The 21558-nt window shown below is 59.2% G+C and carries 25 protein-coding genes; all 25 read right to left on the bottom strand.

What is annotated here, in order from left to right:
- Positions 1 to 12: 12 nt before the first annotated feature.
- The 25 genes from WMO20_RS00760 to def all read right to left on the bottom strand — a co-directional run bounded on the left by WMO20_RS00760 (position 13) and on the right by def (position 21540).
- Positions 13 to 894, bottom strand: coding sequence for a polyprenyl synthetase family protein (locus WMO20_RS00760; RefSeq protein ID WP_112089880.1), 882 nt, complete (start codon positions 892 to 894; stop codon positions 13 to 15).
- Positions 894 to 1124, bottom strand: coding sequence for an exodeoxyribonuclease VII small subunit (xseB, locus tag WMO20_RS00755; RefSeq protein WP_242983146.1), 231 nt, complete (start codon positions 1122 to 1124; stop codon positions 894 to 896). The genes WMO20_RS00760 and xseB overlap by 1 nt, the downstream gene beginning before the upstream one ends.
- Complete coding sequence (xseA, locus tag WMO20_RS00750) at positions 1102 to 2325, bottom strand: exodeoxyribonuclease VII large subunit (protein ID WP_349185529.1); 1224 nt, start codon at positions 2323 to 2325, stop codon at positions 1102 to 1104. Before xseA ends, xseB begins: the two co-directional genes overlap by 23 nt.
- Positions 2313 to 3254: a glycoprotease gene (locus WMO20_RS00745; protein WP_349185528.1), complete on the bottom strand. Its 942-nt coding sequence runs from the start codon at positions 3252 to 3254 to the stop codon at positions 2313 to 2315. Before WMO20_RS00745 ends, xseA begins: the two co-directional genes overlap by 13 nt.
- On the bottom strand, positions 3251 to 3697 hold the full coding sequence (gene nusB / locus WMO20_RS00740; protein WP_055184420.1) for a transcription antitermination factor NusB: 447 nt from the start codon (positions 3695 to 3697) through the stop codon (positions 3251 to 3253). The genes WMO20_RS00745 and nusB overlap by 4 nt, the downstream gene beginning before the upstream one ends.
- Positions 3698 to 3780: 83 nt before the next feature.
- Entirely contained in the window at positions 3781 to 4155 is a 375-nt protein-coding gene (locus tag WMO20_RS00735) for an Asp23/Gls24 family envelope stress response protein (protein ID WP_112089875.1), read from the bottom strand.
- A 274-nt stretch (positions 4156 to 4429) separates the two neighbouring features.
- The gene (locus tag WMO20_RS00730) at positions 4430 to 5053 is read right to left on the bottom strand and encodes a SpoIIIAH-like family protein (RefSeq protein ID WP_349185527.1); all 624 of its coding nucleotides are present in this window, start codon (positions 5051 to 5053) and stop codon (positions 4430 to 4432) included.
- A gap of 61 nt (positions 5054 to 5114) precedes the next feature.
- Positions 5115 to 5627, bottom strand: coding sequence for a SpoIIIAG-related protein (locus tag WMO20_RS00725; RefSeq protein ID WP_308562642.1), 513 nt, complete (start codon positions 5625 to 5627; stop codon positions 5115 to 5117).
- Complete coding sequence (locus tag WMO20_RS00720; RefSeq protein ID WP_349185526.1) at positions 5624 to 5857, bottom strand: hypothetical protein; 234 nt, start codon at positions 5855 to 5857, stop codon at positions 5624 to 5626. Before WMO20_RS00720 ends, WMO20_RS00725 begins: the two co-directional genes overlap by 4 nt.
- A gap of 246 nt (positions 5858 to 6103) precedes the next feature.
- On the bottom strand, positions 6104 to 7162 hold the full coding sequence (locus WMO20_RS00715; protein ID WP_349185525.1) for a stage III sporulation protein AE: 1059 nt from the start codon (positions 7160 to 7162) through the stop codon (positions 6104 to 6106).
- The gene (locus tag WMO20_RS00710) at positions 7159 to 7542 is read right to left on the bottom strand and encodes a stage III sporulation AC/AD family protein (RefSeq protein ID WP_349185524.1); all 384 of its coding nucleotides are present in this window, start codon (positions 7540 to 7542) and stop codon (positions 7159 to 7161) included. Before WMO20_RS00710 ends, WMO20_RS00715 begins: the two co-directional genes overlap by 4 nt.
- The gene (spoIIIAC, locus tag WMO20_RS00705; protein ID WP_005925971.1) at positions 7539 to 7733 is read right to left on the bottom strand and encodes a stage III sporulation protein AC; all 195 of its coding nucleotides are present in this window, start codon (positions 7731 to 7733) and stop codon (positions 7539 to 7541) included. Before spoIIIAC ends, WMO20_RS00710 begins: the two co-directional genes overlap by 4 nt.
- A 27-nt stretch (positions 7734 to 7760) precedes the next feature.
- Complete coding sequence (gene spoIIIAB, locus WMO20_RS00700) at positions 7761 to 8225, bottom strand: stage III sporulation protein SpoIIIAB (protein ID WP_349185523.1); 465 nt, start codon at positions 8223 to 8225, stop codon at positions 7761 to 7763.
- Complete coding sequence (locus WMO20_RS00695) at positions 8222 to 9112, bottom strand: ATPase, T2SS/T4P/T4SS family (protein ID WP_349185522.1); 891 nt, start codon at positions 9110 to 9112, stop codon at positions 8222 to 8224. The genes spoIIIAB and WMO20_RS00695 overlap by 4 nt, the downstream gene beginning before the upstream one ends.
- A 149-nt stretch (positions 9113 to 9261) precedes the next feature.
- Positions 9262 to 11277: an NAD-dependent DNA ligase LigA gene (gene ligA / locus WMO20_RS00690; protein WP_349185521.1), complete on the bottom strand. Its 2016-nt coding sequence runs from the start codon at positions 11275 to 11277 to the stop codon at positions 9262 to 9264.
- Between the two features lie 419 nt (positions 11278 to 11696).
- Positions 11697 to 13214, bottom strand: a complete 1518-nt coding sequence (locus tag WMO20_RS00685) for a DUF3794 domain-containing protein (RefSeq protein WP_349185520.1) — start codon at positions 13212 to 13214, stop codon at positions 11697 to 11699.
- A gap of 118 nt (positions 13215 to 13332) precedes the next feature.
- A complete protein-coding gene (gene spoVM, locus WMO20_RS14465; RefSeq protein WP_015538484.1) occupies positions 13333 to 13413 on the bottom strand; it encodes a stage V sporulation protein SpoVM in 81 nt (26 codons plus the stop codon).
- A 70-nt stretch (positions 13414 to 13483) separates the two neighbouring features.
- Positions 13484 to 14119, bottom strand: coding sequence for a thiamine diphosphokinase (locus tag WMO20_RS00680; protein ID WP_349185519.1), 636 nt, complete (start codon positions 14117 to 14119; stop codon positions 13484 to 13486).
- An 18-nt stretch (positions 14120 to 14137) separates the two neighbouring features.
- A complete protein-coding gene (rsgA, locus tag WMO20_RS00675; protein ID WP_349185518.1) occupies positions 14138 to 15016 on the bottom strand; it encodes a ribosome small subunit-dependent GTPase A in 879 nt (292 codons plus the stop codon).
- 12 nt (positions 15017 to 15028) lie between these two features.
- Positions 15029 to 16912, bottom strand: coding sequence for a Stk1 family PASTA domain-containing Ser/Thr kinase (pknB, locus tag WMO20_RS00670; protein ID WP_349185517.1), 1884 nt, complete (start codon positions 16910 to 16912; stop codon positions 15029 to 15031).
- Entirely contained in the window at positions 16905 to 17654 is a 750-nt protein-coding gene (locus WMO20_RS00665) for a Stp1/IreP family PP2C-type Ser/Thr phosphatase (protein WP_112089862.1), read from the bottom strand. Before WMO20_RS00665 ends, pknB begins: the two co-directional genes overlap by 8 nt.
- 16 nt (positions 17655 to 17670) lie before the next feature.
- Positions 17671 to 18711 (bottom strand): dual-specificity RNA methyltransferase RlmN, encoded by a 1041-nt coding sequence (rlmN, locus tag WMO20_RS00660; protein WP_112089861.1) that lies wholly within the window; start codon positions 18709 to 18711, stop codon positions 17671 to 17673.
- A 41-nt stretch (positions 18712 to 18752) separates the two neighbouring features.
- The gene (gene rsmB, locus WMO20_RS00655; protein ID WP_349185516.1) at positions 18753 to 20084 is read right to left on the bottom strand and encodes a 16S rRNA (cytosine(967)-C(5))-methyltransferase RsmB; all 1332 of its coding nucleotides are present in this window, start codon (positions 20082 to 20084) and stop codon (positions 18753 to 18755) included.
- Positions 20084 to 21004: a methionyl-tRNA formyltransferase gene (gene fmt, locus WMO20_RS00650; RefSeq protein WP_349185515.1), complete on the bottom strand. Its 921-nt coding sequence runs from the start codon at positions 21002 to 21004 to the stop codon at positions 20084 to 20086. The genes rsmB and fmt overlap by 1 nt, the downstream gene beginning before the upstream one ends.
- A complete protein-coding gene (def, locus tag WMO20_RS00645; protein WP_005926004.1) occupies positions 21004 to 21540 on the bottom strand; it encodes a peptide deformylase in 537 nt (178 codons plus the stop codon). Before def ends, fmt begins: the two co-directional genes overlap by 1 nt.
- Between the last annotated feature and the right edge of the window lie 18 nt (positions 21541 to 21558).

Here is a 21558-nt window from a genome sequence, read left to right as displayed (position 1 = left end):
ATTCCTTTTTCTTTAGTTTTTGCGCACCAGAAGCTGCTGTGCCAGCTGCTGCAGGAAAGCCGCCTTTGCACCAAAATGCTGCTGCAGATCACTACAGATCTGCTCGTTCAGCTTTTGCGCCAGCGCCATTGCACCGTCCACTCCGTACAGAGTGACAAAGGTGGTCTTACCGTTTTCACTGTCGCTGCCAATGGGCTTGCCCAGCTGCTCTGGAGTGCTGGTAACATCCAGCACATCGTCCACGATCTGGAACACCAGTCCCAGCCCGTATGCGTAGGAGGCCAGTATCTCGCACTGCTGCGGTGCTGCACCGGCCGCAGCAGCGCCCATCTGGACGGCGGCGTTGATCAGCGCACCGGTCTTGTTGCGATGGATAAGGCGCAGCTGTTCCTCGGTGGCTGCCAGCGCTTCATATTTCAGATCCAGCTCCTGTCCGTAGACCATGCCGCGGCTGCCGGCACCTGCGCCCAGCGCACGGGCGGCTGCTACGCAGATCTGCGGTGCAGCGGGCGCATTGGCGATCACCTCAAAGGCCTCGGTCAGCAGCACATCACCAGCAAGCATTGCCGTTGACTCGCTGAAGGCTTTGTGGCAGGAAGGGCGTCCCCTGCGCAGATCATCATTGTCCATGCATGGCAGATCGTCGTGGATCAGCGAGTAGCAATGCAGCATCTCCACAGCTGCTGCAAACTGTGCGGCCGCCTGCATCTCACCGCCCAGCATATCGCAGACGCTGAGCGTCAGAATTGCGCGGATGCGCTTTCCGCCGCCCAGCAGACTATAGCGGGCTGCTCTGCACACCTCCGATTCCTCGGGCAGAAAACGGGCACTGGCAGCATCCAGTGCAGCCGTAGCCTGCAGCAGATATTCCTGATATTGCGCCTTGTATTCCATTATTCTTCCTCCTGCTCCTGTGGTGCTTCTACGGTCTGTGCGAGCCTTGCATTGATCTCCTCGATCTGCAGCGACGTTTTTTCCAGTGTCGCGTGGCAGTACTGCATCAGGGTGGCAGCTTCCGCATACAGCTTGACGGAATCTGCCAGCGAGGTATCCTCCTGCTGCATCTGCGCAAGGATCGCGTTCAGCCGATCCATTCCTTCTTCAAAGCTTTTGGGTGCTCTCATTGATCTCCTCCACCGTTTCTACACAGCATCGTGCCTGATATTGCCGGCTGCGCACGCAGATGGTCTGCTCCGGCTGCAGCTGCTCCATGGTGCAGACCTTGCCTTTTGCATCGGTCACCAGAGCATAGCCGCGAGCCAGCACACGGTACGGATCCAGTGATGACGCCAGTGCAGCCGCGTGCTGCAGCTGCACGTTTTTATCATTCATACGCACTTTTTGCCGCGTCTGAATGGCCTGCTGCATCTGCTGTAGACGGCTTGAATACTGCTGTAAGATTTTATCCGGCGCGTTCTGCTCCAACAAAAAGTTGTATTGTTCCAGACCATTATAACACAACGCGAGCCGTTTTTGTATATTTTTGTGAATATTTTCTTCAATATTTTTTAAAATGCGCTGTTGCTCTTCCCGATCCGGCACTGCGAGCTCTGCGGCAGCGGACGGTGTGGGTGCACGCTGGTCGGCCACAAAGTCCAGAAGAGTGTAGTCGATCTCGTGTCCGATAGCGCTGATCAGCGGCGTTTTGCAGCGAAACGCCGCCCGGGCGATCTCCTCAGCGTTGAACACCCACAGGTCCTCCCTGCTGCCGCCGCCCCGTGCCACAATGATCTCGTCCACCCGCCCGCTCTGATCCAGTGTGTGGATGGCGGCAGCGATCTGCCGGGCGGCTTCAAAGCCCTGCACCGTTACCGGGCACAGCAGCAGCCGGACAGACGGCCAGCGGCGGCTGATCACGTTGCGGATATCCTGCAGCGCCGCCCCGGTTTTACTGGTGACGACACCAATACATTTGGGGTACGCAGGCAGCGGCTTTTTATGTGCGGGGTCGAACAGACCTTCCTTTTCCAACCGAGCCTTCAGCTGCTCCAGCGCAAGCTGTGCCGCGCCCAGACCATCCGGGAACATTTCGTTCACATAGACCTGAAACGCGCCGTCCCGCTCGTAAAGGGTAGCACGGCAGCGCACCACCACCCGCATTCCTTCCTCCGGGCGAAACGCCATACGGCGGGCATCGGTGCGAAACATCACTGCTTTTACGCTGCAGGCTTCGTCCCGCAGAGAAAAATAGCAGTGTCCGCTGCGGGCGTTCTGCACAAAGTTTGCGATCTCGCCGCGCAGGGCAAGATCAAACAGACTGTCGTTGACGTCCAGAAGCGTTTTGACATAATGGTTCAGCTCTGATACCGAGATCACATCAGCCATAGCCCGGCCTCCCGCGCAGCAAGAATGGATACGCCGATGGCGTTATCACTGGAATACTGCCCCGGTACAAAATAGACCTGCGGCAGACGCTGCTGCACCCATGTGCGGATGATATCGCTGCTCATCACGCCGCCGGCACAGACCACCGGCAAGCCGGGGTATTCCTTCTGCGCGGCCTTCGTCATGCGGACAACAGTATCTGCCACACAGAGCAGGCAGTACTTGCAGACGTATTCCGGTGCTTTTCCGGCAGCAAGCAGGGCGTTGCATTGGTTTTCCAGCCCGGAAAGGCTGCATTGCAGCCCCTTTACGCTGGATTTTGGGCAGATCTCCTCGGTGCACTGCGCAGCAAGGCGCGAGACCTCGGCACCTGCGGGGAAGCCAAAGCCCAGTCGTACGCCTACGCGGTCCACCGCCTGACCGGCGTACAGATCGGTACTGGTGCCAAGGGTGGTGATGGTACGCACCTGATCGCACAGCAAAAGATCCGTGGTGCCGCCGGAGATATGGAACAACAGCACCTTCTGGGAGAACAGCGCCTCGCCCTTTGCGGCATACAGCGCCGCCGCAGCGTGTCCCTGCTGATGGGTGGTGTAGATCAGCGGAATGTCCCGCGCCGCCGCAAAGGCAGTTGCGGCGCTGACACCAGCCAGAAAACAGGGCATATAGCTGCCCTCCACCGGGCGCGGCTTTTGCGAAACGCCTACGGCATCTATTTTTGTCAGGTCGAATTCCTGCGCCAATTCCTGCAGCATCTCCGGCAGAGCTGCCGTATGATGGAACAGCGCATCGCTCTGCCGCAGGCCAAGCTGTCCGGCTTTTACCGGCAAAAAGCGCTTTTTTGCGCAAACAACCTCCCCGGCTGTATCAAAAACTGCCAGAGAGGTTGCATAGTTGCTTGTATCGACCCCGAGCGTATAACGGCTCACTGTTCAGCCGACTCCGCGACGGCTTCATCACTCAGACCGTGGTCGCGTGCCACAGCACCCAGCAGGCCATTCACAAACTGGTAGTCCTCGCCCGCGCCGTACTTCTTGGTCAGCTCCACAGCCTCATTGATGGCAACGCCGGGCTTGTTCTCGCCGCCGAACAGCATCTCAGCCACAGCCAGACGCAGCACGGTCAGGCTAACGCGGGGCAGACGCTCCATGGTCCAGTTGCGCAGATGGGCACGGATCTCGTCATCCACCTCTGCGGAATGATCATAGTAGGCATTCAGCAGCAGACGGCTGAATGCATCCACAGGATGCTCTTCATCGTTCTCGGCATGGTTGGACAGTGCCTCGGCAAGAGGAATGTCACCAAAGGTCTGCGAAAACGCCAGCAAAAAGGCGTTTTCACGGGCTTCTCTACGGGGCAGAATATTTTCCATAATGTTCCTTTCGCAATACAAACCCTCCCCGCCGGGCGTGCCGGGAGGAGGATCGTTTCTGATATGATTTTTTTCTGAATTTGTTACTGCGCTTCGGTAAGGCCTGCAATGACCAGATCCACGCGGCTGACCGTCACATTGGTCATGTTCTGTACAGCAGACTTGACGTTCTCCTGTACCTTTTCAGCCACAGAGGGGATCCGTGCGCCGAACTGCATCATCAGGTGCAGGGTGATGCTGGCTGTGCCGTCCCGCATCTCCACCACCACAGGCGGCTGGATGCTGGCAGATTCCAGCAGGCTTTTCAGCTTTTTGTTCTGCACGCCGCAGGATACCTCGGCAACGCCATCCACTTCCAGTGCGGCGCAGCGGGCGATCTTGCCCACGACCTCGGTCGAAATCTGAAGGCTGCCGCCCTGAAGATCCATGTTCTGTAAATCCATTGTGCTGTCCTCCATCCAAAGGCTGCTCCGGCGGCGGTCTCAAATTGTTGGAACCGGTCTGCCGTGCCCGCCTTTTGTGTTCAAACGCGCCCCTGTGCGGTGCATAAAGGCGCGCAGCATTCATTTTTGATAGAGTTATTATACCATCAATGCGGGGGCAATTTCAATACTTGTTTGGAAAAGAAGATGGAAATCAGCACGGAATGGCATCCCGGCAGCGCATACAGCTTTCTGCCTGCAAGAAAAACTGCACCTGCGCCGCCGGGGTGTCCGCATAAATAGAGTGTGCTTACTTTACCTCCACCACCGTGATATTCTGGGCGGTCACACTGCTTTTGTTCATCACTACATCCCGGATCTGCGCCACCTGTGCCGCCGTAAGCGGCTCGCCTGCCGTCATCACGGTCAGGTCTGCCCGCCCTGCTTGTAAAAAGCACAGGCAGTCCGCAAAGCCCTTGGCGCGCACCAGTGTCTCAATCTCATTTTCTGCGTTCAGATCTTCCAGCCCTGCCGCCATTTGTGCGGTGTACTCCTTTTTATCCTCCGCTGTCAGGGAGGAGGATTTCAGACTCTTTTGCAGGGTGTCCATGGCTTCATCGTGTGCCTTTTCCCGCTTGAGACGGGCCTGTTCAAAAAAGCGGGTGCCGCTGTCGTTTGCAACGCTGACAAGCTGTGCTTCGCCGTAGTTTTTGCTGGCACCGGAGGCCGCTTCTGCTTCTGTGGGCAGCGCATCCGTGATGGTGGTCTCGGCATCTGCTTCCACCGGCTCTGCCGAGACCATGAGGGTGTCGTCCTCTGTCTGCGGGGTGATGTCCGCCCGGGCATACTGCCAGTTTAAGTAGACGGCAATGACCAGTGCCGCCGCCAGTGTCAGGGCGGTGACCCTGCGGGTGTTTCTGGAAAGTGCTCTCATAAAACGCTTCCTCCTTTGGGTTTTCGGTAAAACTATTTCGGTACTTGATCAAAGCAGCGGCTCAGCGCTTGCGCTGTTCCACACAGATGCGGTTCGTGGGCAGATCCAGCAGCGAATGCAGCAGCTCGGTGATGCGGGCTGCAATGCGGACATCTCCCCCGCCCTCACACAGCACGGCGACCCCGCAGACCTGCGGCAGATAGGTTGTCTCGGCAAGCGCAGAGCCATCCTGCAAAAGAACATGGGTCTCCTGCTGCTGCAGCTCCCCGGTCTGGGTGTCCACCGCATAGACGGTCTCCTCTCCGGTGGTCAGGGTGACCATGACCGTGGTGCGCCCCGCTCCCTGCAATTGACTGATAAGCCCTTCCAGCTGCTGCTCCAGCTGGGTCTGATACTGGCTGACGGTGGCTGTTTGGGCGGTGGATGCCGCCGCTTTCTGCGTATCGCCACCGGGTAAAAGTTCCGATAGCAAAAGCAGCAGCATTGCCAGCACACCGACAGCCACCGCCAGCGAAGTGCGGCCCTTGCTGCTTTGCAGAGAGCGAAAAACGGAAAGCAATTCGTTCTTTTTCATGGTGTGCTCTCCTCCGCTGCCGTGGGAGCACCCAGCGTCTGCTGCAAAAAGCTGAGCGCTGCCTGCTTTTGGGCGGCGGTGCAGCCCGCCGGGAAAGCAGCAACAGCCTTTTTTACCACGACCTGCTGCCCAGCTTTTTCCAGTGTGACTGTCACACGAATATCCAGCCCGAACTGTTGACGGCACTGTACGGCGCAATACTCCTCCAGCCGGGCTTTGGTCTGGGTCAAGATTTCCGTTTCCAGTACATCCGACTGTATAGCAGACAGAGCCGCCGGGGCTGTATTGCCCGAAAAAGCGGCCGCGACCCTGCCCTGCAGGTGCGGCAGCTGCGCAAGAAGGACTGCTAAAATATATAACCCGGCTACGGCTTTTATGCACCGGCCAGCCCAGCCTTGTCCGCCAAAAAGACTGACCAGCTCCGCCCCGATGCACGCCATACAGAACACTGCCGCAGCCCGCTGAAATGCCTGCATCTAACCACCCCCTGTCAGCATCAGCAGCACGATGCCCACCACAAACAACATGAAAAACAAGGCCGTAACTGCCGCCATGCAGCGCACGGCTTCAGCAAAGCATTGCAGCAGCTTATGGCAATGCTCCAGCCCGCCGATCCCGGCAAGCCAGCTGCAGCAGGACAGAAAAAACAGATGCACCAGCAGCCCGAGATACAAGGGCACAAACTCTGCCCCGACGCTGAGCAATGCAGCAATGCCAAGGGTGCTTTTGAGCAGCTGCATCCCGGCCAGCACTGCGTCTGCCGCGCTGCTCAGCGCCTGCCCCACAATGGGCACACTGCCGGTCAGCAGCTGCCCCAGACGAGAGGTAGAACGATCCAGCTGCACCGTTACCACGCGCTGGATACTCATCAGGGCAGCGAACGCTTTGCCCGCCCAGCCGATAGCCTGCCGCAGCAACCGCCCGGTCAGGGTGCAGCCCTCGGACAGGCTTTTGCGGGAGCTGATGCCGCAGGCCATGCTGATGGCAAGGTAGCTGCGCAGCAGCGGCTGCAGCCAGAGAGTGACCACCTGTGCGATAAAACACAGCACCGTGAGCAGAAAGCCGTTTGCAGCCGCTCCGGCGTTCCACTCCCCGCCAGTCGCCAGTACGCCGCTATATACCGGCAAAAAGCCCAGCAGATAGCTTTTCCACCCGGCCATCCGGGTACACAGCGCGGCGGCAAGCTTGTCCAGTTCCTGCCACAATAAAACGCCACAGCCACCGGCAGCAGCCAGTTCCAGCAGTGCTTTGTCGGCAGTGTCCTGCAAGAGAAATGCCAGCCCGGCTGCAAGCGATAAAAAAAGCAGAATAGCGGCATATTGTTGCAGCGCATCCCGCAGCAATTGCACCGGCTCGGCGGCAAACAAACGCAGCAGGGTGCCCAGCGGGTCTGCCGCAAACTGCTCGGCCTGCACAGGTGCTTTTTCGAGATAAGTCTGCCACGGTGCGACTTCTGCAGCCGTAGCTTTCAGAGCAGTTTTGCTGCACAGAATGCTCAGTATTACCACGCAAATGATAAGGCTGCATTTTTTCATCCCACCAGCCCCCAGATCGTCTGGAATATCTGTTCCAGCAGCGGCCATACTGCCGCCAGTACAAGACACCGCCCCGCCAGCCCGGCGCACCATGCAAGGGCATCCGCTCCGGCTTCCTCGCAGAGAGTACGGACGTAATCTGCCAGCAGCAAAATCCCAGCGCTGCGCAAAAGGCAGGAAAATGCTTGCGTATTGGTGCGCTGCCCCAGCTGCACGAATGCTTGCAGTACCCCGCGCAGCGGCTGCGCCAGACGGAGCAGCAGCCACACCGCAGCACCCAGCGAAAGCAGCAGTGTAAACGGCGGGGAGTACCGCTGCAATAGAATGCCTGCAAAGGCTGCCAGCAACAGCGCCGTCAGTACCGGAACTGCCGCGCTCATAGCGCAAACAAAGACCGGATGGTAGCAAACAGGGTACTGATCTGCTTGACGAGAATGGAGAGCACCACTACAAGCCCGGCCAGCGTGGTCATCATGGCCTGATCCTCCCGCCCGGAGCGGATGAGCAGCTGATTGAGCACCGCGACTATGATGCCGATGGCCGCAATTTTAAACACAAGCTCGATATCCATCCGTTTCTCCTTTGTCCCATACAGCCTTTACAAAAAGAGCAGCGCCAGCATCATGCCGCCTGCCAGTCCCAGACGGTGCGGCAGACCGGCCTGCCGCTGTGCTGCGCGGCGTGCCTGCTGCAAATAGTCCTCGAACCGCGCCGTATAGTAATCCAGCCGTTCGCATTCCTGTGCGGTCTCTGCACGACCAAGACCACCGAAACATTCTGTGAAGCAGGCGCGTTCTGCCGCAGAGAGCCGTTCCGGCGCAGGCAGCTGCTGCAATGTGCCGCCGGGAACTTGCGGCAAAAGACCTTCGCGGCAAAGCTGCCGGTAAAGGCTTTGCAGGTCTGCCCGGCGGTACTGTATCTCCTGCCGGATGCGCTGTAATAACGCGATGGTGCGCTGCAAGGCGGCAAGATGCAGGGTGGTTTTGGCTTGTACTGCGTCCCCCGCCAGCCAGCCGCACAGCGGGAGCAAAAGCAGACTAAACCCGCGCAAAAAGCTGCTCATACGGCACGCACCTCCCGGATGCAGCCCGGCGTCTCCCGCCCGGCAAGGACGACCAGCTGCCGCAGCATCCCGCGTTGCAGCAGGGTCTGCACCTGTGGGCGGCACTGCGCCTGTGCGGCATCCGGCGCATGGATGCTGGCAATAAAGTCCACCCCGCTGAAAAAGCCCTGTTCCAGTGCCATCGTTTCCTCCAGACTGCCCAGCTCGTCCAGCAGGATCACTTGCGGTGCCAGTGTGCGCAGCGCCATCTGGACGGCACGGGCTTTATCCACCCCGCCAATGCGCTCCAACGGCGGCAGGGGCTGCTCCGGCGGGAAAAGTTCACCCCGCTCGTCCACCACTGCCACCAGACGCTGCCGCTCGGCCAGCGTCCGGGCGATGGTGCGCAGCAGGGTGGTCTTGCCGCTGCCGGGCTCTCCCACCACCAGCAGCCCGGTAAAATGCTGCTCCAACAGCTTGTCCAGCTCGGGCGACAGGCAGATGGCGCAGCTGCGTGCGATTCGCAGGTTGAGCGAGGTGACCTTTTGCAGCGCAATGCTCTGCCCTTCCCGCTGCACGAACTGTCCCGCTACGCCCACACGGTTGCCGGCGGCAGTGGTCAGGTAGCCCTCGGCAAGCTCCCTTTCATGGGTGTGTACCGAGCCGTTGCAAAGGGTGTAGAAGATCTCCTCTATCTGCAGCGCATCCAGCCGCATTGCAGCCAATGCCGGTGGACAACCAGGCAAAACTGAAGCAGCGCATTGCCGTCCTTGTACGGTAAACGTGACCGCACAGCCTATACGCAGCCGCAGCTCCTGCACGCGCACTGCCGTTTGTGCAGGCAGCTGTGCCAGCAGTGCTGCCAGCCAAGCGGGAAGGGCTTTGACAGCCCGGTAATACTCGTCCACTTTGGTTTCTCCTTCCACGAAAGCTTTGTGCTAGCATTGTATGCGCTTTGCGCGTTCTTAGAACTGGGAACAATCAAACAAAAAAGCCCCTGCAACAGCGTTGCAGAAGCTTTTGAAATTATTTGTATTTTGACATTCGGAAGGTCACTTTAAGTCGTTTCCTGTTCTGCCGGGGCATCTTGCAGCATGGCAAGGAACTCCTGCTCGGTCAGCACCGGCACGCCCAGCGCCTGCGCTTTGGTCAGCTTTGAACCCGCCGCCGCACCGGCCACCACATAGGCTGTTTTTTTGGAGACAGAGCCGCTGGCTTTGCCGCCGTTTTTCACGATCAATGCTTCGGCTTCGTTGCGGGAGAGGGTCTCCAGCGTACCGGTGACCACCAGCGTTTTGCCCGCCAGCTTGTCCCCCTTCGGCTCGCCCTTCCACTGCATATTGACCCCGGCATCTGCCAAGCGGTGCACAAGGTCGGTGGTGCCTTCCTTAGCAAAGAATTCCACCACGCTCTGCGCCATCACGCCGCCAAAACCGTCGATCTGGCTGATCTGCTCTGCGGTGGCTTCCCGGATAGCTTGCAGCGTGCCGAAATGTTCTGCCAGCAGCGCGGCTGCCTTATCGCCAATGTTGCGGATGCCAAAGCCGAATAAAAGCTTATCCAGATTGTTCTGCTTGGAAGCCGTAATGGCCTGTAACAAGTTGTCCGCGCTTTTCTCCTTGAATTTGTCCAGTTCCAGCAGCTGTTCCCGGGTCAGCGTGTAGATATCCGCTGCAGAATGCACCAGCTCTTTTTCCACCAATTGGGTGGCCACTGCCTCGCCCAGACCCTCGATATCCATGGCGTCCCGGGATGCAAAATGGATGATATTTCGCAGCGCCTGTGCCGGGCACTCCGGGTTCACACAGCGCAGGGCGGCTTCGTCCTCCAGATGCACCACCGGCGCACCGCAGGAGGGGCAGACCGTGGGCATGGTGTAGGGTTCAGCGTCCTCCGCATGATGGGTGACCCCGATGACCTCCGGGATGATATCGCCTGCCTTACGCACCTGAATGGTATCCCCGATGCACAGCCCGAACTGCCGGATGAAGTCCTCGTTGTGGAGGGTGGCGCGGGCTACCGTGGTGCCTGCCAGAAATACCGGGTCAAAGCAGGCAGTGGGGGTGAGCACGCCGGTGCGTCCCACAGCTACCTCAATGCTGCGCAGGGTGGTCTCCTTGACCTCCGGCGGGTACTTGAAGGCGATGGCCCAGCGCGGGAATTTGTTGGTAGAACCCATCAACTCCCGCTGGGCAAAATCGTTCACCTTGATAACCGCACCGTCCATGTCAAAATCCAGCTTGGCACGGTTCTGGCCGATGTTCTCGATCTCGGCAATGGCGTCCTCGATATCGTGCACCACATGGTAGCGCGGCGAGACCGGCAGACCAAGGCTCTTGAGGTAATCCAGACTTTCGGAGTGCTTGGTCAGGGTCTTGCCACGGATCTGCTGCACGTTGAACACAAAGATGGAAAGTCCCCGGCTGCCGGTGATACGGGCATCCTTCTGCCGCAGAGAACCGGCCGCTGCATTGCGGGGGTTTTTGAAGGGTGCAGCGCCCTGCAATTCCTGCTCGGCGCACAGGTGCTGAAAGGCCTCATGGGGCATATACACCTCGCCGCGCACCTCCAAAAATTCCGGTGCATCTTTAAGGGTCTTGGGGATGCTGCGGATGGCACGCACGTTTGCGGTAACATCCTCGCCCACCACGCCGTCACCGCGGGTAGAGGCGCGGACAAGCTGCCCATTCTCGTACTCCAAGCTGCAGGAAAGACCGTCGATCTTAATTTCCACAACATATTCCGGCTCTACCCCGGCTTCGCGGACGCGGCGGTCAAAGTCCCGCAGCTCATCAAAGGAAAACGCATCCAGCAGACTTTCCATCTTAACGGCATGGGTCACCTTGGGCAGTTTACTGCTGGCGGTGCCGCCCACCTTCTGGGTGGGCGATGCCGCTGTGACAAGCTGGGGGAACTGCGCTTCCAGTTCCTTCAACTCCCGCGTCAGGGCATCGTATTCAAAATCTTCCAACTCCGGCGCATCCTGATCGTAGTAAAGCCGGTTGTTTTTCTCAATGACTGCGCGCAGTTCTTCCACGCGCTTTTTAGCCTGTTCCAGTTCCAAGTACTCCACTCTCCCGCGATATGATTTTATTTTCTGCCTGCTGTGCTCAATGCAATCTACCGAGCGCAGATCGACCCGGGCAGAAAACATTCTGATTCTATAAACTGTACTTCAGTATACCACATCCATGGATGGTCTGCAAAGTGTAAAATACAAATCGTATTTTCTAGTGTTCTCATGCATTGAAATCGATATCAGTGCATGGTTTGCGTTGATTTAAAATCGCCTGTCGAAGATACTAATCGTATATTGCTCATATTTTGCAGCGATAATACGTCTTATTTTATAAGTTTTCTTTCCAATCTTTTTAGCAACTCTTCGCATTGCTTTTTCTGCGCAGCACGAACAAAAAACGCCCCTCCCCGGCGCGGTAGCTTATGCCGTCCGGGAAAAGGGTGCGTTTTTTTCGATTATTTACAGCCTTACGTTCAGGTGACCGGGATCAGCAGCCGCTGTGCCTGCGGCAGGCTGGCAAGCTCTTCCTCCAGCTGATTCGCCGCAAGGATCTGCGCCGGGGCTACATGGAACCGCCGGGCCACCGCAAACACCTCCTCCCCCGCCTGCGCGTAGTAGATGCGCAAGGCGATCTCGGGGTCGGTGTCGGGCAGCGAGTCACCAAGGGTGATGCTGCCGATGACCGGGCTTGTGGCACAGCCTAAGATCGTGCCCTCTGCCCGGACTGTAATCGTTGCTTCCAGCGTACCGCCCGCACAGGTGCATTGCACGTTCTCAGTGCTGAGCCAGCATTCCGGCACAAGCATAGTTCCCTCCGGCGGTGTGATGGGCAGCGGGATATTGACCTCCAAGGTTTTCTCGTAGCTTTCCAGCTCGCCGAGGGTATTTTCTGCGAGGGCTGTTACCACTGCTTTGGCGGTAAGCACCCAGCCCTCCCCTTTTTGGACGGTCTGCTGCGGACCGTAGTGCACAAAGCAGGCCCGCAGCTGCGCCCCTGCATCCGGCAGCGGGCCGGAGCCTGTGGCGGTGGCGGTATCGTTCAGGGTGCAGAGCAGCTGCTCCGTGACAAGCGGCTGCGGTGTGAGCTCCGTTTCAAACCGGGTGGAAAAAGCATCCACCGCTACTTGCAGCTGATAGCTGCGCCATGCCCGCAGATGCAGCATGACGTTTGCCGTCAGCTGGGCAGCGGCGCTTTCTGCCTGCGACAGGGTAAAACCCACCGGCTCTGCCACGCACAGACAGCGGCAGTCCTCGGTGATGCCTTCTAGATCTATCACCTGCTGGAAGGGCAGCGCCGCCGCCTGACTTTGCAGAGCAGTGTCCCCTTCTGCCCGCCACGCGCACTGCACCCGCAACTCCCCCTTAACCACAGCCTTGCCGGCAAGCAGCTTTACCTCCCCTACACAGGCGTTGCCGGTAATGTCCAGTACAGCCGCCGGGGGCTTTGCAAAGACAAGCTCGCCCTCCAAGGTCACCAGCTTATCCAGCACGGCCACGCTGCGCACGCCTTGCAGTGTGCGCAGCTGCTGCTCGATACCGCCATCTGCCAGCGCCGTAATGACCTCGGTCTTGCACTGTGTGTGTACCGTGACCACCAGCCCATAGGCACCTCGCACCTCAATGCGGCGCGGGTCTGCCGCGCGGGTGTTGAGGTACTCTGTCTGCCCTTCCACCACGGCTGTCCATGCGGTAAAAGCCAGCTCCGGCAGTTCCAGCTGCCGGGTGAAGGGCAGCTTTTGTTCGGTCTGGCACAAGCCTTTTTCCACTTCGCTCTGGTAAAACACTGTGCATCGCAGATAGCCCTCTAAGGTAAGCCTGCCCGGCTGCAGCTGCCGCTGCAGCACCACCGGGTGGACAAAGCACTTGACCAGCTTACCCACCGGCGGCAAATCGTCCGAAATGCGGATCTCGGTCTCCAGCGGAAGTTCTGCCTTTACGGTACAGCCCGCCCCGCCCTGCGGCAGCGTGTCCCGGAATATCTTCAGTTCCATGTGCAGTGTGCTCCTTTCCCTGTCCGTTTCCGTAAGAGTGTATGCGGCGGCAGGCGGCGGTATGCCGACAGCAAAAGACCGGTGTGCAGCAGCTGCCACACATCGGTCTTTTATGGATTCAGTTCTCTTTGCGGATGCCGAACAGCTTGCGCAGAATGCCGCACAGCGCTTTCGGGCTGCGAATGACCACTACCTGCATCTCCACCCCGCCTTTCGCTCATGTTTACCCCATTATAGCGTCTGACAGGCAAAAATGTTCCGGGAATGGTTCAATCCGCGATGGTTTCCACCACCACCAGCGCGCCCTGCCGGGTGCTGATGGTGATGCAACTTGAACCTTCGGCGTACTCGTTGCTTACGCCCAGCGGATAGCCTGCTGTGAGTACAGCATCTTCCAGCTCGTAGAAGGAGCCTTTTTCATACACGCCCTCGGCGTGCCCTTCCATGGGGAAGGCTGAAAAGTAGAAGAACTCCTCCCTGGGATAGCTGCGGCTCTCGCCCGGCAGCACAAAGGTGATGCGGGAGCGCTCGTCCTGCAAGGCGGCGCGGATGCCGCGCTGCTCCAGCCCAAGGCCGGTGCACAGGTTGGCAAGGGTGTGCTCTACCCGCCTGCCGCCCAGTGCACCCAGCAAAAGCACCTCGTCAAAGCCCTTCTGTGCAGCAAGCTTTGCGGCATATTCGGTATCGGTGTCGTCCTTGACGTGGGGCAACACAACGATATCGTCCGTATCCTGCTGCGGGCAGGGAGCGGAATCAAAGTCGCCTACAATGATATCCGGTTTACAGCCCAGCCGCACACAGTTGCGATAGCCCGCATCGCAGGCAATGATAAAATCATCGCTGCGCAGCAGGCGCTTGAGCTCCGGCTGCACCGGGCAGGCGGAAAGGATCACACAACGGGACATTATATTCTTCCTTCCGTATTACACTTTCGGGCGCTGCCAGTCCTTGACATCCTTTACTTCGTCGTACATGGCGCAGTAGCTGTCGTACCGGGTCTGGGAAAGTTTGCCCTCTGCCAGCGCCGCCCGCACAGCGCAGCCTTTTTCGCTGCGGTGGGAGCAGCCGGTAAACTGGCACTGACCCAGATAAGGACCGAACTCCGGGAAGGCGTGTTCCAGATTCTCCTTGGGGATGAACCCGGCACGGTTAGCTTCCAAGCTGGCAAAGCCCGGGGTGTCGGCAATGCGTCCGCCGTAGGCTTCAAAGATGGTCACCTCACGGGTGGTGTGTCGGCCGCGTCCCAGCTTCTGGCTGATGGCGCTGGTCTCGCGGGCAGCGTCCGGCAGCAGTGCATTCAGCAGGGTGGATTTTCCCACTCCGGAGTTGCCGCAGAAAGCGCACAGCCTGCCGTTGATCCACTGTTTTACTTCGTCCAGCCCTGCGCCGCCTTCGTAGTCGATGCGGATAAACGGCAGAGTGGACTTTGCATAGGCGTTTGCCAGAAAATCTGCTTCGGCAAGGTCGCTTTTGGTGCACACCACCACCGGCTGTACGCCCTTATCCACCGCAATGGCGGAAAGCTTATCCAGCACCAGCGTGCTGGGGGTGGGCTGGGTAGTGCTTGCCACAAGAAACAGCACATCCAGATTTGCCACCGGCGGGCGCACAAAAACGTTTTTACGGGGGGCGATCTGTGCAATGACCGCCGCACCGTTTTCGGTCTCCAGCGTTACCTCATCTCCTGCCACAGGGGTGATCTTCTGCTTGCGGAAGATGCCGCGGGGCTTGCACTCCACGATGCCATCCGGCGTTTTTACATAGTAAAAGCCGCCAATGCCTTTTACGATATAACCGTTCATGCATATCCTCCGTCAGCCCAGCAGCGAGGACCACCAGTCCAGAATACCGCCGCCTGTGGAGCTGCTGCTGGAGCTCGGCTCGCTGCTGCCGCCGGTGCTCTCGCCGCCGGTAGAGCCTTCACCAGTAGTGCCGGAAGTACCGTCACTGCCCGGCTGCTCCGGTTCCTGCGCCGGTGCAGTGCCTGCGCTGACCACAACGTTTACGCGGCTGTTCAGCTTCGCGGTGGTACCTGCTGCAGGGTTCTGGCTGAGCACCGTGCCTGCGGGCTGGTCGCTGTATTCTTCGCTCTGGCTGCCAAGACCCAGATGGTTCTGCACCAGCAGGGTGCGGGCATCATCCACGCTCATGCCGGTAAGCGAGGGCACCTTGGTGGTGGTGGACACCTGCGGACGGCTGATATAAAGGATGACCGTGGAGCCTGCTGCCACCTGCGTACCGGCGGCAGGGTCGGTACGGATGACCGCACCGGAGGCCACTGAGGTATCCACAGCCTGCGTGACTAGCACCGAAACGCCCAGTGCCTTGAGCTGCTGCTCTGCATCGGACTGCACATAGTTGGTCAGATCCGGCACGGTGACATACTGAGTGCCCAGACTGACGGTCAGCGTCACGCTCTGACCCTCGCGGACGGTGCGGCCGGACACCGGCGACTGCTTATAGATATAACCGGCGGCATAGTTGCTGTTATACTCTTCTTCCCACTCCGGGGAGATCTGGCCGGATGCGATCTGATCCGTGGCCATGGCCTGATCCTTGGTCATGCCGATATAGTCCCCAAGGGTGACATCGGCCTTGTTGTTCATCAGGTTAGAGGAGTCGTTCAGGATCATCCAGCACAGTGCCATGCAGGCCAGTGCAAAGGCAATGGTGATGCCGAACAGGGCAGGCAAAAAGACGGTGCGGCGTTTTTTGCCCGGCTTACCCTTGCCGTTTTTGCGGGGGGCAGGCTGTTCGTTCTGACGGATCGCGCGGTTCTGATTCATAGTACGTTTCACCACCTTTTCGGGTGCTTCTTCTGTAATATAATGATATTCAAACAGCACGGAGGGGTTCTGCACATAGGTATCCAGTGCTTCCAGCATCGCCCGTGCCGAGGGGTAACGGTTCTGGGGGAGCTTCGCCATAGCCTTTTCGGTAATCTCCACCAGCGCATAGGGCACCTCCGGTGCCAGCTCGTGCAGCGAGCGGGGCTCGTCCGAGATCTGCTTGATGGCGACCTCCACCACATCATCGGCATCAAAGGGCAGATGACCGGAGAGCATCTCGTACATCATGACGCCTACCGAGTAAATGTCGCTGGTGCGGTCGGTCTCGTCCCCTTTTGCCTGCTCCGGGCTGATATAATGCACGCTGCCCATCGCCTTGCCGGCCAGCATCTGGTTATCTGCCCGGGAAATACGGGCAATGCCGAAGTCCATCATGCGCAGCTGGCCGTTATCCAGCAGCATAATATTCTGGGGCTTGATATCCCGGTGCACGACGCCGTTGGCGTGGGCGTGCTCCAGCGCCTTGAGGATCTGGGAGATGAAGTGCACAGTCTCCCGGCTGGAGAGTTTGCCGCCCCGCTCGTTGAGGTACTCCCGCAGGGTCATGCCGTCCACATACTCCATGACAATATATTGCAGATGGTCGTTGACCGAAACATCGTACACCTTGACGATATTGGGGTGGTTCAGCAGGGAGATGGCCTTGGATTCGTTTTTAAAGCGGCGAACAAGATCCGGGTCGTGCATATATTCCTGCCGCAGCACCTTGACGGCCACCACAGTCCCGGCGGGCACGGGGCCGTTCTGTCCCCGCATGACCGCCTTATACACATTGGCCATGCCGCCGGAGCCGATCAGTTCCTGCACCTCGTATAGGCCGTCCAGTCTTTTACCGATCAGGTTATCCATGGCGCACCTCCATCGGCTCTACCCCCACCAGCAGGGCGGTGATATTGTCTGGGCCGCCGTTTTCATTGGCGGTGCGGATCAGAACATCCGGCAGATCATAAAAAGACCCGCTGCGCAGCAGCTGCTCCAGCTGCTCTGTGGGCACGGCATTGGTCAGGCCATCCGTGCACAGCAGCAGAACGTCCCCTGCCTGCAGCGCCACGGTGGTGAACTCCGGCTCCAGTCGGTAATCCACACCCAGCGCCCGGGTGATGATGTTTTTCTGCGGGTGATGCTCTGCCTGCTCCTGCGTGATGGTGCCGCAGTCCACCAGCTCCTGCACATAGGAGTGGTCGTGGGTCAGCTGCGCCAGCTTACCGTCCCGGTACAGGTAGGCGCGGGAATCGCCCGCGTGGCTCAGATAGGCCTTGCCGCCGCGCACCAGAGCGCAGACGGCAGTGGTGCCCATACCGGCCAGAGACTCCTCCCGCAGTGCCTTCTGGAACACATAGCGGTTGGCGCTGAGCAGTGCCTTCTTTAAAAAAGTCTCCTCTTCGCCGGGGATGCACTGGCTGTACTGCTCCTGAAAGCAGCGCTCGATGACGCTGCACGCACACTGCGAGGCTTCCCGCCCGCCGCGTGCGCCGCCCATGCCATCGCACACCAGCGCCCAGGCTGCATCGCCGGGCAGCTCCCCGGCACGGTAGTCATCCTGATTGTCCTGCCGGACGCGTCCTACATCCGTTTTTCCTGCAAGTTTCATAGGTTTCTCCCTCTATTTATGCCTTGCCGTTCATTTCGTCGCGGCGTAGCTGGCCGCAGGCGGCACTGATCTCGCTGCCAAGGCGGCGGCGCACCGTGGCGTTTACGCCAAGGCTTTCAAGCTTTTGCTGGAACCGGCGCACATTGGCTGCATCCGTAGCGGAGTACGGACTGCCGTCCACCGGGTTGATGGGGATCAGATTTACATGAGCACCCATGCCCCGGATCAGGTCCGCCAGCTGCTTTGCGCAGATATCAGAATCATTGACACCGCGCACCATGGAATATTCAAAGCTGACCCGGCGGCCGGTGGTCTCCTGATACCGGCGCACGGTCTGGATCAGCTGCTCCACCGGGTAGGCATCGTTGACCGGCATCATGCTGCTGCGGATCTGGTTGGTGGGTGCGTGCAGCGAGATGGAAAGGGTAAGCTGCAGTTTTTTCTCTGCCAGCTGGTCGATCTTAGGCACAAGGCCGCAGGTGGAAAGGCTGATGTTGCGCATCCCGATATTGACGCCCTCGGGCGAGGTGATGTTCTCCAAAAAGCGCATCACCTCGTCAAAGTTATCCAGCGGCTCGCCGATGCCCATGAGCACGATATGCGAGATGCGCTCGCCGATATCCTTCTGGGCAGTGTAGATCTCGGAGCAGATCTCGCCTGCTTCAAGGTTACGCACCCGCCCCGCCTGCGTGGAAGCGCAGAACCGGCAGCCCATGCGGCAGCCCACCTGCGTGGACACGCACACGGTATTGCCGTAGTGGTAACGCATGACAACAGTCTCGATGCAGTTGCCGTCTGCCATGCGCAGCAGATACTTCACAGTACCGTCCTTAGCTTCCTGACGGCGTTCGATCTGCGGTGCAGCGATATAAAAGGTTTCTTCCAGCTTTGCCAGCAGGGTCTTGGGCTGGTCGGTCATGGCAGAAAACTCGGTGACCAGTTTCTGGTGCACCCAGTGGAAGATCTGCTTTGCCCGGAAACCCGGCTGTCCCAGCGCTTTCAGTTCAGCAGTCAATTCTGCCAGCGTCAGGGAAGAAATACAGCGTTTTTGTTCCATTCTGTTCTCCTATAAGAGGATACGACCCACAAAGGTCGTGCTTATTGCGTTGCGGCGGCTTTTTGCAGCACACACAGGAAAAAACCGTCCATGCCGGTACGGGTGGGCACCGAAAGGCAGCCGTGCTCCCCTGCCGTCATCCCGGCGGGCAGCGGTACATCCGGCGCGCAGACCTCAAATTCCGGGTGACGCTGCAAAAAGGCTGCTATTTGCTGCTGATTTTCTGCCGGGTCGATGGTGCAGGTGGAGTAGACCAGCCGCCCGCCCGCCTTGAGCAGCGCCGCAGCGGTATCCAGAATTGCCGCCTGTGTGGCAAGCAGTTCTGCCTGCCGGGCAGCTTCCAGTTTTTTATAGCGGAGATCCGGCTTTTTTGCCAGAATGCCCAAGCCGCTGCAGGGCACATCCGTCAGGATGCGGTCTGCCATGGGCAGTGCAGGGTTCGGCTTGGTGGCATCGTTGCACAGGGTGTGCACCCCGGCAAAGCCCATGCGATCCACAGCGGTGCGGATCAGCCCTACACGGTTTTCTGCCGCATCACAGCTGTACAGTTCTCCCGTGCCCTGCATCTGCTCGGCCAGCAGAATGGTCTTGCCGCCGGGGGCAGCGCACAGGTCCAGTACCGTCTCACCGGGGGCTGCACCCACGCAAAGAGCTGCCAGCTGACTGGCCTGCCCCTCCACATGGTAGTACCCCTGCCGGAACAGCTCGTTGTCTGCCGGGCTGCCCGCAAACCGTGCCAGCACACTGCCGGGCACGATGCCCTGCCGCACCTCTGCTGCGCCCTGCTCTGTGAGCAGCGCACACAGCTGTGCAGCGCTGGCCTTAATAGGATTTGCGCGCAGGCTGGTCAACCCATTATCAGCCTGATGGGTCAGGATGCCCAGTGCTTCATCCGGGTAGTTTTTGTGGAGGAATTCCGCCACATCCCGCCCGGCAGAGCCAAGCACCATCAGGCGCTGGATCTCGTCTGTAAAGACGGCAGCGTCTAAATCATAGCCGCAGGCCTTGCGCAGCACAGCATTGACAAGGCCGGAAGCGCTGGATTTTTTAAAGGTGCGGGTCAGCTTGACCGCTTCGTTCACCGCAGCGGAGACAGGCACCTGCATATAGCGCGCCTGTGCCAGTGCAGCGCGCAGAATCTCCCGCACGGGTGCATCCAGCTTTGCCAGACCCTTGGGCAGAAACTGCTCCAGAATATAGTCCAGCGTGCCGCGGTGCTCCAATACGGTGTAGAAGATGGCACTTGCAAAGGCCTTATCCCGGCCTTCCAGCTTCTGGCGCTTGAGTTCTGCGTCCAGCACCAGATTGGAAAAGCCGTCCTGCTCCTGCCGTACCAGTGCGGCAACTGCCGCCGCACGCGGATTTGCGGCCATCAGAGGCTATCCCCCGTTTTCAGGCGCAGACCTGCTGCAAAGGCGGTGCCATCCATGGGCTTTTTGCCCTCCGGCACGACTTCCAGCAGCTGGATAGCACCCTCGCCGCAGGCTACGGTCAGGGGCTTTGTGGCCAGCACAGTGCCGGGGGCTTCACCGTTGGCGGCAGCCACGCGGCAGGACATCACCTTAAGTTTTTTGCCGCCGGAAGTGATAAACCACGCACCCGGCCAAGGATTCATGCCGCGCACCCAGTTATGGATATGGGCGGCAGAGTCAGTCAGGTGGAACTCTGCCATCTCCTTGTTCAGCATGGGGGCAAGGGTGGCGTTTTCGTGGTCTTGCGGCACAGCCGTCAGGGTACCTGCGGCGATCTGGGGAATAGTCTCGCACAGAGCTTCGGCGCCCACAGCGGTAACGCGGTCAAACAATTCGCCGCTGGTCTCCTCGGGGTCGATGGTAATTTTTTTGCAGTACAGCACATCGCCGGTATCCAGACCCTCATCCATCTGCATGATGGAAACGCCGGTCTCGGCATCGCCGTTCAGCACCGACCACTGTACCGGGGCGCTGCCGCGATATTTCGGCAGCAGCGAAACGTGCAGGTTGATGCAGCCATAGCGGGGCATTTCCAGCACGGACTTCGGCAGGATGCAGCCATAGGCCACCACCACGATCAGCTCCGGGGCGAGGGCGTGGATGTTTTCATCCTCGCTGCCGTCCCGCAGGGTGCGGGGCTGGAACACAGGTGTGCCGTGCGCCAGTGCAACCTCCTTGACCGGCGGCGCGGTGAGCACCTGCTTGCGGCCGACCGGCTTATCCCGCCGGGTGTACACGGCACAGATATCGTGCCCGGCGGCATACAGGGCTTTCAGGCACTCGGCAGCAATATCCGGCGTGCCCATGAACAAAATGCGCATCAGTTGTTTCCTTTCGCTTCGCGGGCGGCCTTTTTGCCTTCCTCGGTATCCTCATAGAAGTACTCGCTGGACTCCATGATGGTGATGCCGTCCAGATGGTCGTTCTCGTGCTGGATGCAGCGACCCAGCAGGCCGTCAGCTTCCAGCTCGAACCATTCGCCGTTGCGATCCTGCGCACGCACCTTGACGGCAACGGGGCGGGTCACAGCGCCGTTGTGTCCCGGGAAGGACAGGCAGCCCTCGTAGGCAGTCTCCTCTTCCTCAGAAACAGCAAGGATCTCAGGGTTGACGAAGTCAATGAACTTGTACTCGTAATCCTCGGGGATCTCCTCCGGGGCATCGGTGGTGTCCCACACCACGAACAGGCGGCGCATCATGCCTACCTGCGGGCCGGCCAGACCCACGCCGTCGGCGGCGATCATGGTCTCGCGCATATCGTCCAGCAGAGTAGCCAGACGGTCGTCAAAATTGGTCACAGGGCGGCAGACCTTGTTCAGGATGGGGTCGCCTTCTTTAACAATATTACGGATAGCCATAATGGTACCTCCAGTTTT

Origin of the sequence: Faecalibacterium intestinale (assembly GCF_040096575.1) — a bacterium.
Taxonomy (GTDB): domain Bacteria; phylum Bacillota; class Clostridia; order Oscillospirales; family Ruminococcaceae; genus Faecalibacterium; species Faecalibacterium intestinale.
The sequence above is the reverse complement of the archived record's forward strand: the minus strand, read 5'-3'. Positions and strand labels throughout refer to the sequence as shown.

What these genes read in the sequence shown, in the direction of transcription:
- WMO20_RS00760 (WP_112089880.1), bottom strand. Translation starts at nt 894, where the DNA reads ATGGAATACAAGGCGCAATATCAGGAATATCTGCTGCAGGCTACGGCT.
- xseB (WP_242983146.1), bottom strand. Translation starts at nt 1,124, where the DNA reads ATGAGAGCACCCAAAAGCTTTGAAGAAGGAATGGATCGGCTGAACGCG.
- xseA (WP_349185529.1), bottom strand. Translation starts at nt 2,325, where the DNA reads ATGGCTGATGTGATCTCGGTATCAGAGCTGAACCATTATGTCAAAACG.
- nusB (WP_055184420.1), bottom strand. Translation starts at nt 3,697, where the DNA reads ATGGAAAATATTCTGCCCCGTAGAGAAGCCCGTGAAAACGCCTTTTTG.
- WMO20_RS00735 (WP_112089875.1), bottom strand. Translation starts at nt 4,155, where the DNA reads ATGGAGGACAGCACAATGGATTTACAGAACATGGATCTTCAGGGCGGC.
- WMO20_RS00730 (WP_349185527.1), bottom strand. Translation starts at nt 5,053, where the DNA reads ATGAGAGCACTTTCCAGAAACACCCGCAGGGTCACCGCCCTGACACTG.
- WMO20_RS00725 (WP_308562642.1), bottom strand. Translation starts at nt 5,627, where the DNA reads ATGAAAAAGAACGAATTGCTTTCCGTTTTTCGCTCTCTGCAAAGCAGC.
- WMO20_RS00715 (WP_349185525.1), bottom strand. Translation starts at nt 7,162, where the DNA reads ATGAAAAAATGCAGCCTTATCATTTGCGTGGTAATACTGAGCATTCTG.
- WMO20_RS00710 (WP_349185524.1), bottom strand. Translation starts at nt 7,542, where the DNA reads ATGAGCGCGGCAGTTCCGGTACTGACGGCGCTGTTGCTGGCAGCCTTT.
- spoIIIAC (WP_005925971.1), bottom strand. Translation starts at nt 7,733, where the DNA reads ATGGATATCGAGCTTGTGTTTAAAATTGCGGCCATCGGCATCATAGTC.
- spoIIIAB (WP_349185523.1), bottom strand. Translation starts at nt 8,225, where the DNA reads ATGAGCAGCTTTTTGCGCGGGTTTAGTCTGCTTTTGCTCCCGCTGTGC.
- WMO20_RS00685 (WP_349185520.1), bottom strand. Translation starts at nt 13,214, where the DNA reads ATGGAACTGAAGATATTCCGGGACACGCTGCCGCAGGGCGGGGCGGGC.
- spoVM (WP_015538484.1), bottom strand. Translation starts at nt 13,413, where the DNA reads ATGCAGGTAGTGGTCATTCGCAGCCCGAAAGCGCTGTGCGGCATTCTG.
- WMO20_RS00680 (WP_349185519.1), bottom strand. Translation starts at nt 14,119, where the DNA reads ATGTCCCGTTGTGTGATCCTTTCCGCCTGCCCGGTGCAGCCGGAGCTC.
- rsgA (WP_349185518.1), bottom strand. Translation starts at nt 15,016, where the DNA reads ATGAACGGTTATATCGTAAAAGGCATTGGCGGCTTTTACTATGTAAAA.
- pknB (WP_349185517.1), bottom strand. Translation starts at nt 16,912, where the DNA reads ATGGATAACCTGATCGGTAAAAGACTGGACGGCCTATACGAGGTGCAG.
- WMO20_RS00665 (WP_112089862.1), bottom strand. Translation starts at nt 17,654, where the DNA reads ATGAAACTTGCAGGAAAAACGGATGTAGGACGCGTCCGGCAGGACAAT.
- rlmN (WP_112089861.1), bottom strand. Translation starts at nt 18,711, where the DNA reads ATGGAACAAAAACGCTGTATTTCTTCCCTGACGCTGGCAGAATTGACT.
- rsmB (WP_349185516.1), bottom strand. Translation starts at nt 20,084, where the DNA reads ATGGCCGCAAATCCGCGTGCGGCGGCAGTTGCCGCACTGGTACGGCAG.
- fmt (WP_349185515.1), bottom strand. Translation starts at nt 21,004, where the DNA reads ATGCGCATTTTGTTCATGGGCACGCCGGATATTGCTGCCGAGTGCCTG.
- def (WP_005926004.1), bottom strand. Translation starts at nt 21,540, where the DNA reads ATGGCTATCCGTAATATTGTTAAAGAAGGCGACCCCATCCTGAACAAG.